Genomic DNA, 14,835 nt, shown 5'->3' with positions numbered 1-14,835 from the left:
AGAGCAATCGGTTAACTATTTATGCATTTGAATGCTCACCTAACTAAATCGTTATGCTCGTCTTGATATTTGCTGTTTTTGGTGCTAACAGAAGCTGTTCTAGGCCTTTTTTGACTAAAGGTACATTTTGCAAATTTTATGGTTTGTTTGCAATAAATTGGGGTGATAGATTTATAAAAAAAACGGACTGTTATAGTCCGTTTCCTTGTCTAAAGAATAATCTTTCCATACCTTTTACAACATTTTTCGAGAGTTTTTCCGATAGCTTTTGTTTACGTTGATAGTTAACTGCTATGATTTTATGCGTGTCTAGATGCGATAAGATAAAATCATCACTGGTACTAATTTCGTCGACTAAGCCCTTTTCTTTAGCCTGTGTTGCAAACCAATGTTCTCCTGTAGCAATCTGTTCAATATCAATATTAGGACGATACTCTTTTACAAAGTCTTTAAATAATAGATGAGTCTCTTCTAATTCTTGTTTAAATTTTTGGCGACCTTCATCGGTGTTTTCACCAAACATGGTTAAAGTTCGCTTGTATTCACCTGCTGTTTGCAATTCAATATCGACATCATGCTTTTTGAGTAATCGATTAAAGTTAGGAATTTGCGCAACTACCCCAATTGAACCAACAATAGCAAATGGTGCTGCAACTATTTTGTTGGCTGTACATGCCATCATATAGCCGCCACTTGCTGCAACTTTATCTACCACCGCAGTAAAAGGAATATTTCGTGTTCTAAAGCGTAATAATTGCGAAGCGGCCAGCCCATAACCATGCACTACTCCACCAGGGCTTTCAAGTTTTACCACAACTTCATCTTCTGGTTTGATGATAGCTAATACGGCAGTAATTTCTTGGCGTAACTCTTCAACTTCATGTGCGTCCATACTACCATTAAATGATAGAACAAACAGTTTAGGTTTTGTCTGTAAAACTGATGTTGTCTCAGATGATTTTACAGTATCGACCGACGACGCATTATCTGTTTGTTTCTTATTTAGTTTAGCTGCTTGTTTAGCCTGTTTCTTTTCAAGTTTTTTTTGTTTTTTCAGATCTTTAGTGAATTGTTTGGCTTCGGCCTCGTCCATACTAGACATTAACATTTCATCTTTAGCTTGTTCATACTCTTTACTTATATCTTTGACTGACATTCGCCCAGCAACTGTGGATGATTTTCGACGCTGACATAAAATAAATATCAATATTGCTAGAATAGCAATAACAACAGTTACTGTTTCAGCCAAGAAAAGTGAATACTGTGAAAACCAATTCATTTGACAATTATCCTATAGTTTAAAAATTTGCCCATTATAACAATATAATTAAAGATTGTGCCGAAAATCAATAAAGATAAAATTGTTGCTTTATTCGGCATTTTAAATTCTTTATACTGACAACCTGTTTAATTTAATACGAGAACGAGTATGCCTTTACGTCCAATAACTGAAATCGCAAAACAATGTAATATCCCTGATGAATATGTGCTGCCTCATGGTAAATATGTCGCTAAAATTGATTTATCTATTATTAAAGCAAATCAAAATAAAGCTCAAGGTAAATTAGTATTAGTGACAGCAATAACCCCAACGCCACTCGGTGAAGGAAAAACCGTAAATACTATTGGATTAAGTGAAGGTTTAAATTATTTGGGAAAATCTGCTATCGCTTGTATTCGTCAACCTAGTTTAGGGCCAGTGTTTGGCGTTAAAGGTGGTGCAGCAGGTGGGGGACAGGCTGAAGTATTACCAATGGAAACATTAAATCTTCATCTTACTGGCGATATCCACGCTATAACTGCAGCCCATGATCTGGCTTCAGCAGCATTAGATTCTCGACTTTACCATGAAGAACGTCTGGGTGAGGAATTTACAGCACAAACAGGTTTGCCTCGTCTAAATATCGATATAAACCGTATTGTCTGGAAACGAGTCATCGATCACAATGACCGTGCGCTACGAAATATTACTGTTGGTGTCGGTGGTGGTGTTAACGGTGTTGAACGCCGAGATGGCTTTGAAATTACCGCTGCATCAGAGCTTATGGCAATTTTAGCGTTAGCATCTGATCTACATGATATGCGCGCACGAATTGGACGAATTATTTTAGCCTATAACACTAGTGGTGAACCAATTACTGCTGAACAACTTGAAGTTGCTGGGGCAATGACCGTTCTGCTTAAAAATGCCATTAATCCAAACCTTATGCAAACAGTGGAAAATACACCTGTATTAATCCATGCAGGCCCATTTGCCAATATTGCTCATGGTAATTCATCTGTAATTGCAGACCGCATTGCTATGCAATTAGCTGACTATGTTATAACCGAAGCTGGATTCGGCTCAGACATGGGAATGGAAAAATTCTTTAATATTAAATATCGTCAAGCTGGTATCAAGGCATCTTGTGTAGTGCTTGTTGCAACTGTGCGTAGCTTAAAATCCAATAGTGGTAAATATAATATCAAACCAGGACAAGCCATACCGAAAGAGATTTCAGAGTCTAATGTAGAATTACTTGAAATTGGTGCAGCTAATTTAGCGTGGCATATCAATAATGCTAAAAGTTATGGTTTACAAGTGATTGTCGCAATCAATCGATTCCCACATGATAGTGAAGAAGAATTAGCATTTTTACAAAAATACGCCATTGAACACGGTGCATTTGCTTGTGAAGTCAGTGAAGTATTTACTCAAGGTGGTAAAGGTGCAGAAAAACTTGCCAAACATGTGATTAAAGCGTGTGATATGCCAAGTGAAATCAAGTTACCTTATCCTGACAGTATGCCATTAATAGATAAAATCCAAACAATGGTAAAAAAATATGGTGCAAATAAAGCTAATTTATCAGACACAGCGCTTAAAAACATTAAAGAAATCGAAGCATTAAAATTAGATCACTTACCACTTTGTATCGCGAAAACACCAATGTCAATTAGTGCTGATGCTAATTTAAAAAATGTACCGACTAATTTTGATGTCGATATCAGCCATTTAGCAATATCTGCCGGTGCTGGTTTTATTCGAGTTTATGCAGGTAATGTAATGACAATGCCTGGACTTGGTACTAATCCGGCTTATCGAAATATCGATATTGACAAAGATGGTAATATTGTTGGTTTAAGTTAATTTAAAAAATTATTATGCAAAAACAATATAAAGCGTTAATTGATGAAGAAAATTGTATTGGTTGTGGCAAATGTATACGCGTTTGCCCAACTGATGCTATTGTAGGGAGCAAACAAGTATTACATACCATATTGCCACAATATTGTACATCTTGTAGTAATTGTATTAATACTTGTCCAACTGACTGTATTACCTTAAGTACACTAGGTGTTGCTTTAAATGAACAGGAAGAGTTACTGTTGACGAAAAAAAAACAGCAACGATTAAGTCACAATCAATTGGTACCGCCAACAATTTTATTCCCTAGGTCGATGCCAATAAGCAATAGTAATACGACGACACAAAAAGATCGCAAGCAATCAATCGCCGACGCTATCGCCAGAGTGAAAGCCAAAAAAAACCTCGCTAATTAGCGAGGTTTTCATTTCTAATTTAAACTAACTAGTTAAACTTGCTAGTTTTTTACTGACATTACTCTTTATTGCTTCTGAATGCTCGTTTACGATCATTTTCAGTTAAATGACGTTTACGCAAACGTACAGATAATGGTGTAACTTCTACTAATTCATCATCATCAATAAATTCTAATGCTTGTTCTAATGTCATTTTAACTGGTGGTGAAAGCGTAGTCGCTTCATCAGTACCCGACGCCCGCATGTTAGTTAATTTTTTACCCGTTAAGCAGTTAACGGTTAAATCATTTGAGCGGGTATGAATACCAATAATTTGTCCTTCATACACTTCTGCACCATGACCAAGGAATAATTTACCGCGATCTTGTAAGCTATAAAGTGCATAAGCTAACGCTTTACCTGTACCATTCGAAATCATTACACCATTATTACGTTGGCCGATTTCACCTGGACGTACATCATCATAATGGCTAAATGTTGAGTAAAGTAAACCAGTACCAGATGTCATCGTCATAAATTCAGTTCTAAAACCAATAAGACCACGGCTTGGGATCACATAATCTAAACGTACACGACCTTTACCATCAGGTAACATATTGGTTAAATCACCTTTACGTAAACCTAAAGCTTCCATCACTGAACCTTGGTGCTGTTCTTCAATATCTAAAGTAACTTGTTCGAAAGGTTCTTGCTTTTTACCATCGATTTCTCTATAGATAACTTTAGGACGTGATACCCCAAGCTCATAACCTTCACGACGCATATTTTCGATAAGAACCGATAAGTGCAACTCACCACGACCTGAAACTTTAAATGCATCTGGGTCTGGCGTTTCTTCAACGCGTAAAGCCACATTGTGTACCAGTTCTTTGTTTAAACGCTCAAGAATTTGACGTGAAGTCACATATTTACCTTCTTTGCCAGCAAATGGTGAGCTATTAACATTAAAGAACATAGTAACAGTTGGTTCATCAACACTTAATGCAGGTAATGCTTCAACGCAACTATTATCACAAATCGTATCAGAGATACCGAGTTCGCCTAAACCAGTGATTGCAATAATATCACCCGCTTCAGCAACTTCAGCTTCATAACGTTGTAAACCTAAATGACCTAATACTTGGCCTACTTTACCAGTGCGTTTATTACCTTCACTATCAACAATAGTGACTTGTTGATTTGGTTTAACACGACCACGTTTAATACGACCAATACCAATAACACCAACATAGTTATTATAATCAAGTTGTGAAATTTGCATTTGGAAAGGACCATCTAAGTCAACTGCTGGTGGCTCAACATGTTCAACAATTGCTTCAAATAATGGCGTCATATCTTCAGCCATATCTTCATGATCAAGTCCTGCAAATCCCATTAATGCTGATGCATAAACAATTGGGAAATCAAGCTGTTCATCAGTTGCACCTAGATTTACAAATAAATCGAATACTTGATCCACAACCCAATCAGGACGAGCGCCTGGACGGTCAACCTTATTGATAACAACAATCGGTTTTAAACCATAAGCAAACGCTTTTTGGGTAACAAAACGTGTTTGTGGCATTGGTCCGTCCATTGCATCAACCAGCAATAATACCGAATCAACCATTGACATTACACGTTCAACTTCACCACCAAAATCGGCATGTCCTGGAGTATCAACAATATTAATACGATAACCATTCCAATCGATAGCCGTATTTTTAGCTAAAATAGTAATACCACGCTCTTTTTCTAGCGCATTAGAGTCCATTATTCTTTCATTGTCGTCGCCACGTAAATTATCAAGCGTACCAGACTGTTTTAATAATTTATCAACCAAGGTTGTTTTACCATGGTCAACGTGAGCAATAATGGCTATATTTCTTAAATTTTCAATCACAATTAAAATCCCAATTAGGAGATAAATTCTTTAGGCGCAATATTGTACACCTTTTTAGTAAAAATGTTGATCTATATCACAAAGTTTCTTAAAAAGAACTTTAAGACTTGATATATAACGAGAATACTGACTTATTTTATAGAGATAACTAAGATTACTCATTGATAAGTGTCGCAAATTGATGAGCAAACTCATCTACTTTGTTCCAATTTGTGTACTCAATCACTTCTTTAGTCACATCGGTATCACCTTTACCTAACCACATAATAAAACGGATCATATTACGATCAAACCAATTATATTTTGGATAATAAAGTGCGCCAGCAAATACCGCTTTAATCGTTGGTTGCCATGCAATTTTAGCTAAGAGTTTTTTAGTATATATATTCGTTTCAGGCGTATTTTTATTCGGTTTTCTTGCCACCATATTCACGCCAAAAAAGCCAGATTTGAGTGTGTTTAATTGCAGATAGTTAGCATCAATAAATTTTTTCATGGTTTTACTATAAAAACCATATCGAATAGACCCCCCAATCAATACCGCTTGGTAATTAGCAAGATCTATATGGCTATTTGGTAATAACTCAATCAAATCACAATCGCATTTACCAGCAAGCTGTGTTTTTATTCGCTGCATAATTTTAAGGGTTTGCTTTTCGTGAGTGGTATAAAGCAATAAAACCTTGATAATGCTATTCATAACAATGCTTCCTTTTATTAAAACTCTTGGTAAATATCAATAATTCTTTTTTTAGGATAAAAATTAACAATTTCGGGGTGATTTCATGGAAAACTTTGATTATAGTATTAGCCTTATTTAACCAGACCGGAACTGATTATGGCAATTTCACCTCCAAAACGTAGTGCTATTATTTTGGCGGCAGGAAAAGGCACACGGATGTATTCCAACCTACCTAAAGTTTTACATAAAATCGGCGGTAAGCCGATGTTACAACATGTTATTGATACAGTTCAACAACTTAATACTAATCGCATCAATATTGTTTATGGGCATGGCAAAAACGAACTTGAAAAATCGTTACAAAATCAGCCGGTGCAACTTGTTTATCAAGCAGAACAATTAGGGACAGGACATGCGGTACAACAAGCTATCCCTTACATTCAAGATGATGAAGATATCTTGATTTTATATGGCGATACGCCACTTATCTCAGTTGAAACTTTGCAAAATCTTATTGCTAGTAAACCCAAACAAGGTATTGCCTTATTAACAGTGATTTTAGATGACCCAACTGGCTATGGTCGAATCGAACGCAAAGATGGTAAAGTTGTGGCTATCGTTGAACAAAAAGATGCCAATGCCGAACAACAAAAAATCACCGAAATTAATACTGGTATTATGCTAGTTACAGGCAAATTACTTAAGCAGTGGTTAGCGCGTTTAACCAATAACAATGCGCAAAAAGAGTATTATTTAACCGATATTATTGCCTTTGCACATCAAGATGGTTATGAAATTTTAACTTCACATCCAATAAAGCAATTTGAAGTTGAAGGCGTCAACAATCGATTACAGTTAGCAACTTTAGAACGCCATTATCAACAGTATCAAGCCGAGCAATTGTTACTTGCTGGAGTAACTTTACTTGATCCAGCCCGTTTTGATCTACGTGGAAAATTAACTCATGGTAAAGATGTCATCATTGATACAAATGTGATTATTCATGGCGATGTGACATTAGGAAATAATGTCATTATCGGTGCAGGTTGTATTTTGAAAAACTGTACCATCGCCGATAACAGCGAAATTAGTCCATACTCGGTGATTGAAGATTCGATTATTGCTCAGCACTGTACTATCGGACCATTTGCCAGAATAAGACCGGGCAGCAAACTAGATGATCATGCCCACGTTGGTAATTTTGTTGAATTGAAAAAAGCTCATCTTGGCCATGCAACCAAAGCCGGACATTTAAGTTATTTAGGTGACAGTGAAATTGGCAGTAATGTCAACATTGGCGCTGGCACAATTACCTGTAATTATGATGGTGCTAATAAATTTAAAACAGTTATCGAAGATGATGTTTTTGTTGGATCTGACAGCCAACTTATTGCCCCAGTCAAAATAGGTAAAGGAGCAACTATTGCGGCTGGCACAACAGTTACTAACGATGTCAACGACAATGAATTAGTGGTTAGTCGTGTAAAACAAAAACAACTTGCGGGTTGGCAAAGACCAACGAAATCGAAAGAGGGATAAACGATGTGTGGTATTGTAGGTGCAATCGCTAAGCGTGATGTCGCAGATATTTTATTAGAAGGACTTAAGAGATTAGAATATCGGGGTTATGATTCTGCCGGACTTGCTATTATTTCACCAACAGGTGAATTGCAGCGAATAAGACGGGTAGGAAAAGTACAAGCGCTTAAAGATGCGGTAAACGAACAACCAGTTGCCGGTTCAACCGGTATAGCCCACACTCGTTGGGCAACACATGGTGAACCAGTTGAACATAATGCACACCCACATATATCCGACTTTATTGCCGTTGTGCATAATGGCATTATCGAAAATTTCGAACCACTTCGTGAAAAACTTATCGCGAAAGGTTACCAATTCCGTTCAGAAACAGATACTGAAGTCATTGCCCACTTAATTCATGACATCATCAGCACTGAAGAATGTTCCTTATTAGAAGCTGTGCAAAAAGCCATTCCACTCTTACGAGGTGCTTATGGTACAGTAATTATGGACACTCGAAATCCTGATATCTTAGTTGCCGCACGTTCTGGTAGCCCACTTGTTATTGGTTGTGGCATTGGCGAAAACTTTATTGCCTCAGATCAACTGGCTTTATTACCGGTAACTCGGCAGTTTATCTTCTTAGAAGAAGGTGATATAGCGCTTGTCACTCAACGTTCAGTAACGATTTATGACAAAAATTTTAATCAAATAAATCGCCCTTGCATTGAATCAGATGCCAAATATGATGCTGGCAGCAAAGCTGGTTTTAACCATTACATGCAAAAAGAGATTTATGAACAGCCGAATGCGATTAAAAATACCTTAGAAGGTCGCATGGCTCATGGCAAAGTAGATTTATCAGAACTAGGCCCAAATGCAGAAAATATTCTCAAGCAAGTTGAACACATCCAAATTGTTGCCTGTGGCACAGCTTATAATGCAGGCATGGTTGCTCGTTATTGGTTTGAATCCTTAGCCGGCATTCCTTGTGATGTGGAAATTGCCTCGGAATTTCGTTATCGAAAACCAGCTCGTCGCAAAAACAGTTTATTTATCACCCTATCACAATCCGGGGAAACTGCCGATACCCTTGCTGCTTTACGCTTAGCTAAACAGAACAATTACCTAAGTACTCTTGCGGTATGTAATGTGGCAGCATCGACTTTAGTTCGAGAAGCTGATTTGGTTTTACTAACCAAAGCTGGCGTTGAAATTGGTGTCGCCTCAACCAAAGCATTTACCACACAATTAACGGTATTATTACTGTTAGTGGCTAAGTTAGGCCGACTTAATGATATGGCAGAAATCACTGAACAAGCAATCGTCCATGCATTACAAACTTTACCAAACCGTATAGAACAAGTATTAATGGCCGAACCTGTAATCAAAAAACTTGCTGGTCATTTTGTCGATAAACATCATGCACTATTTTTAGGTCGTGGCGATGAATATCCAATCGCTATAGAGGCATCATTAAAGCTAAAAGAGATCTCCTATATTCATGCCGAAGCTTATGCAGCTGGTGAATTAAAACATGGGCCTTTAGCATTGATTGATGCAGATATGCCAGTTATTGTTATGGCGCCAACGAATGACTTACTTGAAAAACTCAAAGCCAATATTGAAGAAGTGCGTGCCCGTGGTGGTCAACTTTATGTGTTTGCTGAGCAAGATGCTGGTTTTGTTAGCGACGATACTATGCATATTATTAACTTACCCCATATTGAAGAACTTACTGCACCAATCTACTACACCGTACCGACGCAATTACTTGCTTACCATGTTGCCCTAATTAAAGGTACCGATGTCGACCAACCACGTAACCTAGCAAAATCAGTAACAGTGGAGTAATTTATTAGATTAAATGTGAGGACTTGCTTTAATAGTATGTTTAGCCAAAGTTCTCACATTTACTTATTAAAACCTCACAACAAGCATTTATAGTTTATAAAAATATTTGCATAGCTTCTCTTACTAATGAATTGCTAGTTGTTTAAATAGTTATCTTAACTTTATTGCCACCTTTCATCTAAAATGACTAAACTCTTTTTTATAATGTTGTTAGCAATAATAGATAATATTTTAAATATCAATAAAATAGTTAATTTATTCTCAATAAGGAATAAATTAACATTAATTAAGTTTTATTAAATTGGATTGATAAAAATAGAGTAACTATTAACTTTTACTAACTATTATTTAATAAAATTTATAAACTCATAGGGTTATTGAGCAAATTGATTTTTCATTCTAACCTGAGATTATGCCACACTGTTTTTTTTGCGGAAAATAAAATATAAAATAAATGCAACAAACATCAATACTACATGATATTTAACAAAAAATAGATAAGTATCAATTCCTGAATTTGCGGCTACAGAAGCTAATACTGGAGACAAAAATGCTGTGCTAAAGATATTAATAGCAAAAATAGCACCAGAAATAGTTGGTTGCTTAACGAATGTAATTAATGCTAATAAACTACATAACATGGCGATAAGTATACCAAATATAGGAATAAAAATAGATATTATAGCGAAAATTAATCCAACAATTGATAGTGCTTTCATTTTACCTCTATTCAAAAAGATGCTTAATTAAAATCTATTAATTAAATAATTTATTATAAAATTAATCTGAAACCAAAGCCTGTGCATATTAACAAATTATGGTATAGAGATAAACATTTCCACTTGTCCTAATTAAATATTGTGTTTCAAATGCAAAATATACATTATGCTAAAAGTCACATATTTTTTAAAAGTACTCATTGATGATTAACCGTAAGTTTATGATTTAAAAAGCTAGCGAATAATACAATAATTGATTAACACTACATGATTTACATATAGTGTCTAAATTTGTGTATTAAGGGGTGACACATGCAACACGACGTATATAATTCGGACTAGCATCATATAAAACTGGACGACCATATCCTGAAAACACTAATAAACCTTTACCATAATCATTAGAATTTAATGCTGTACTTTTAGTCCAGTAATAATAAGAGTCCCAATTAGTAGAAGGATAACCTGAACATAAACCATTTGTATATTTATCTTTACCTATAATACTAGCTCCATTCGCTAAACAACCCCATTCATTAAATAATCCGCCAATCCACCTCGCGTTATCTTGATAACTTAATTGACGCGCAGACTTATCGCCTTGTCCAGGAAAACCATTCGACCAACCAACATTAGTTTCATTAGCATTAGTAAAGTCATTTACATCAGGCAATCTATAATTGACGCCTAATTTTTGACAATAATTGATCGCTGCCATCTGATTTTCATATTCAACTTCAGGTTGCACTATGTACCAACGCATTAATCTAAATTCGTATAATAACTGACTTTTCGCTTTATCGGCATAAATTTTAAATGTAACAGGTTTAAAATCTTTATTTGTCGAATCGAATTTTGGTCCATTTAAAGTTACCTTTACAGCTGGCTCAATACCTTTATTCCAATGAGTTCCAACAAATTTACCTTTTGTGTTTTTAGAGCCTGCTCTCCATTTACTTGCAGACCAGTAACTTGTTTTGCCTGCATTTAGAACTAGACTTATGTTACTATTCTCATCAGATCTAATAATATTACCATTTATCTCTACCACTTTTTCAGGGATAATGCCGGCTAAAGTCAAATAAAAATACAGACCATCAGCACCAGTAGATGGAAAATTATTTTTAGTTATACTTGATTGACCAGAATAATTTCCACTATTAGAAGGACTAAATACTCTATAACCTTGGTAATTTGTCCAGGTTGTTCCATCATAAAATCCTGGTTCAAAACCTGAATGATAGACTATATTAGGTTGGGCATAACATACAAAAGCTTGTTCAGCATTAGGTTTGATATAATAAGTATGGTTTCCATCACTAAATTCACTATAATTTGGTAACCCATATTTAGTTTTAATATAACCATTGGTTGTATTTATAATAAGCTTATAGATACCATTACAAGGATTAAGTTTCATTTTAGGGTTATTTTTGACTAAATCAGTGATATCTCGCTCCTCTATTTTATATGGATATATTGGACTTGATTGATAATTTTTCCATTTAATCGAAATATTTCCGGTTACTTTTGCACCACTATCACCATCTTCATCAATAAAATAATTATAAGGTTCATCAATAAGAGTATTAAGGTTTACATTTGGATAGTTATTATTTCCTTTGTTTGCCAAAGGTACGATAGTTTGTATATTTTCAAATGTATCAGCTGTATTGGGTAAAATTATTGGATTATCTTCACTAGATACATCTTTACTTGGCCTAATAATTGTATTATCAGATAGAGTTATGCCAAGCAATGAATCTGTATCATTAATTTTAGTAATTCCATTATCAAAAGTTAAATACGGCAAATGTCCATGAATTGATTTTACTGATGATGAACTCAAAGCATTAACATCATTAACATTTATTGTTAATGATAAAGTGATAGCAACAAACAAAATGATTAATGATGTAACAATAATATTGCAGAGTTGTTTATTAAAAATTAGCATAAATAGATTTCTTGATAAGAATTTAAATTATAGATAGCATTTGAACAACTATCTTTTGACATAACAATATAGTTAATTATTTTAACTATTTGTTTTATTTATAAAAATTATATGTTTTTTGTTATAAAGCAAAAAATTATAAAGAAATAAGCATTATTTAGCAAACCTTGTTCGAGAGGATTTTGTTAAGAATCGTAAGCATAAGCAAAAGATATTTTCGATGTTTTAACTTTATATCTATTATTTGCAAATTTTTTATTCTTATTATTTTTGTTTATAGATTGTTTAATTTGACCATTTCCCACAATTGCAATTAGTCGGTATAATGCCTGCAATTTTATTGTTAAGTGGATTATGCATGAAAACGCTATTTGCCAGCACCTCTCGCGGGCTTGAAGAGTTATTAAAAAAAGAGTTAGAAAATATTGGCGCGATAAATTGTAAAGTGTCGCAAGGTGGTGTCTACTTTGATGCTGCTCAATCAACCATGTACCAATCATTATTATGGTCGCGTTTGGCTTCTCGGATCCTATTACCTATTGCCGAGTTTGATATCTATAGTGACCTAGATCTCTATTCATGTGTGATGAATATCAAATGGAACGATATTTTTGCAGTCGATAACTCATTTATTATCAACTTTGTTGGCGTTAATGACTTTATCCGTAATAGCCAATATGGAGCGCTAAAGATCAAAGATGCAATTGTTGATCATTTTATGCGTCAAACCAATCAACGCCCAAATGTTGCCAAACAAAATCCAGATATTCGTTTACATGCTTATCTAAATAAAAATCGAGTTACCTTATCATTAGATTTAAGTGGTGAAAGCCTACATCAACGTGGTTATCGTCAGCAAACAGGTCAAGCACCGTTAAAAGAGAACTTAGCTGCAGCAATTATTCTCCGTTCAGGCTGGCAAACAGATGAACCTCTTATCGATCCAATGTGTGGTTCAGGAACCTTACTAATTGAAGCTGCGATGATGGCCTCTAATATTCCACCTGGACTTTTACGTAAACAGTGGGGATTTTTTGCTTGGCAAGGATTCAACCCAACACTTTGGAATGATTTACTCTTTAAAGCTAAGCATAATGTCCAAAAAACAAAAACTACTTTTATCGGTTATGACAATAATCCTATGGTATTAGAACGTGCCAAACAAAATGCTATCTATGCTGGTGTTGGTGATTTAATTACTTTTACTTTGCAGGACGTAACCCAATTAACCAATCCACTTGATCGTAATATACATGGTATGATCATTAGTAATCCACCTTATGGTGAACGGTTAGAAAGCGAGCCAGCTTTAGTTGCTTTGCACTCAGCCCTAGGTCGACAAATTAAACAACAGTTTGGGGGGTGGCGATTATCGTTATTTAGTGGTACACCACAACTATTAGATTGTTTACAAATGCGGGCTGATAAACAATTTAAAGCCAAAAATGGACCTTTAGATTGTGTACAAAAGAATTACTCAATTGCTGATCGCCAATCTGATCAACCACTCACTAAGCAAAATTTACCCGCAGCCGATTTTGCCAATCGTTTACGTAAAAATTGCCAAAGATTTGAAAAATGGGCTAGTCAAGAACAACTTGAATGTTATCGTCTTTATGATGCAGATTTACCTGAATATAACGTGGCAATCGATCGTTACAAAGACAAAATTGTGGTACAAGAATATGCTGCACCAAAAAATATTGATCCACAAAAAACTCGACAAAGACTTTTTGATATTATCAATGCGACCATGTCTGTACTAGAACTAACCGCTGATCAGCTGGTACTAAAAACTCGCGAAAAACAGAAAGGTAAACAACAATATCAAAAACTCGGACAAAAACAGGATTATTTTTTAGTCCATGAATATCCAATTAACAATAAACAAACACAGTTTTGGGTTAACGTAGTGGATTATTTAGATACTGGATTATTTTTGGATCACCGCTTAGCCAGAAAAATGATTGGCCAAATGAGTGCCGGAAAAGACTTTTTAAATCTATTTGCTTATACAGGTAGTGCTACAGTTTATGCTGGTCTTGGTAAAGCTAAATCGACCACAACTGTTGATATGTCTCGTACCTATTTAGAATGGGCTGATCGCAATTTAAAACAAAATGGCTTAACCGGTAAAAATCATAGATTAATACAAGCAGACTGCTTGCTCTATTTATCTCAAGCAGATGAACAATTTGATCTGATTTTTATCGATCCACCAACATTTTCTAATTCTAAACGAATGAACGATACCTTTGATGTTCAGCGTGATCATCTAAAATTAATGAATGATTTAAAACGTTTACTCAGACCAAATGGTGTAATAGTATTTTCAAACAATAAACGTGGGTTCAAAATGGATGCCGATGGTATGCAAAAACTAGGGCTAACCTTTCAAGATATCACCGATAAAACTTTATCGCTCGATTTTAAACGCAATAAACAGATCCACTGCTGTTTTATTGTTAAACATCAATAATAAATAAAATACCGCCGCAAGGCGGTAACTTCTTACCTCTTTTATTATTACTTAAATCAAATTGATCTTTGCAATCTACTATTGATTATTCTGCTTGTTTTAATTAATATGATAAAATAGTTAAACAACTAATGAACTATTAAACTATAAATCAAAAAAAGTTAGTTTACACATAGGCCAATACATTAAACATATACA

10 protein-coding genes are annotated in these 14,835 nt (G+C 35.0%); 5 read left to right on the top strand and 5 right to left on the bottom strand.

Annotated elements, in window-relative coordinates; genetic code table 11:
- Positions 1-190: 190 nt before the first annotated feature.
- Complete coding sequence (gene sohB / locus AC5LWZ_RS04370; protein ID WP_493457941.1) at positions 191-1,279, bottom strand: protease SohB; 1,089 nt, start codon at positions 1,277-1,279, stop codon at positions 191-193.
- 150 nt (positions 1,280-1,429) lie between these two features.
- Between sohB and AC5LWZ_RS04365 the strand changes: the two genes are divergently transcribed.
- Positions 1,430-3,130, top strand: coding sequence for a formate--tetrahydrofolate ligase (locus AC5LWZ_RS04365; RefSeq protein ID WP_493464035.1), 1,701 nt, complete (start codon positions 1,430-1,432; stop codon positions 3,128-3,130).
- A 14-nt stretch (positions 3,131-3,144) separates the two neighbouring features.
- Positions 3,145-3,543 (top strand): RnfABCDGE type electron transport complex subunit B, encoded by a 399-nt coding sequence (locus AC5LWZ_RS04360; RefSeq protein WP_493464034.1) that lies wholly within the window; start codon positions 3,145-3,147, stop codon positions 3,541-3,543.
- 58 nt (positions 3,544-3,601) lie between these two features.
- Here the strand turns inward: AC5LWZ_RS04360 and typA are convergent, their stop codons facing one another.
- Together typA and hemG are read right to left on the bottom strand one after the other, a co-directional pair.
- A complete protein-coding gene (gene typA, locus AC5LWZ_RS04355; RefSeq protein WP_065578484.1) occupies positions 3,602-5,425 on the bottom strand; it encodes a ribosome-dependent GTPase TypA in 1,824 nt (607 codons plus the stop codon).
- 154 nt (positions 5,426-5,579) lie between these two features.
- A complete protein-coding gene (gene hemG / locus AC5LWZ_RS04350) occupies positions 5,580-6,116 on the bottom strand; it encodes a menaquinone-dependent protoporphyrinogen IX dehydrogenase (protein WP_110448395.1) in 537 nt (178 codons plus the stop codon).
- Between the two features lie 147 nt (positions 6,117-6,263).
- On the opposite strand from hemG, the gene glmU reads away from it, so the two are divergent.
- A complete protein-coding gene (gene glmU, locus AC5LWZ_RS04345) occupies positions 6,264-7,646 on the top strand; it encodes a bifunctional UDP-N-acetylglucosamine diphosphorylase/glucosamine-1-phosphate N-acetyltransferase GlmU (protein ID WP_279085060.1) in 1,383 nt (460 codons plus the stop codon).
- A gap of 3 nt (positions 7,647-7,649) precedes the next feature.
- Positions 7,650-9,482 carry a glutamine--fructose-6-phosphate transaminase (isomerizing) gene (gene glmS, locus AC5LWZ_RS04340; RefSeq protein WP_065614054.1) on the top strand — a complete coding sequence of 611 codons (1,833 nt, stop codon included), beginning with the start codon at positions 7,650-7,652 and terminating at the stop codon, positions 9,480-9,482.
- A gap of 410 nt (positions 9,483-9,892) precedes the next feature.
- Here the strand turns inward: glmS and AC5LWZ_RS04335 are convergent, their stop codons facing one another.
- The gene (locus AC5LWZ_RS04335) at positions 9,893-10,201 is read right to left on the bottom strand and encodes a hypothetical protein (protein WP_294892419.1); all 309 of its coding nucleotides are present in this window, start codon (positions 10,199-10,201) and stop codon (positions 9,893-9,895) included.
- Between the two features lie 298 nt (positions 10,202-10,499).
- A complete protein-coding gene (locus AC5LWZ_RS04330) occupies positions 10,500-12,158 on the bottom strand; it encodes a hypothetical protein (protein WP_198221949.1) in 1,659 nt (552 codons plus the stop codon).
- A 358-nt stretch (positions 12,159-12,516) separates the two neighbouring features.
- Between AC5LWZ_RS04330 and rlmKL the strand changes: the two genes are divergently transcribed.
- A complete protein-coding gene (gene rlmKL / locus AC5LWZ_RS04325; RefSeq protein ID WP_493464033.1) occupies positions 12,517-14,637 on the top strand; it encodes a bifunctional 23S rRNA (guanine(2069)-N(7))-methyltransferase RlmK/23S rRNA (guanine(2445)-N(2))-methyltransferase RlmL in 2,121 nt (706 codons plus the stop codon).
- Positions 14,638-14,835 lie beyond the last annotated feature (198 nt).

The organism is Gilliamella sp. LMG 34362 (genome assembly GCF_984569125.1).
The sequence above is the reverse complement of the archived record's forward strand: the minus strand, read 5'-3'. Positions and strand labels throughout refer to the sequence as shown.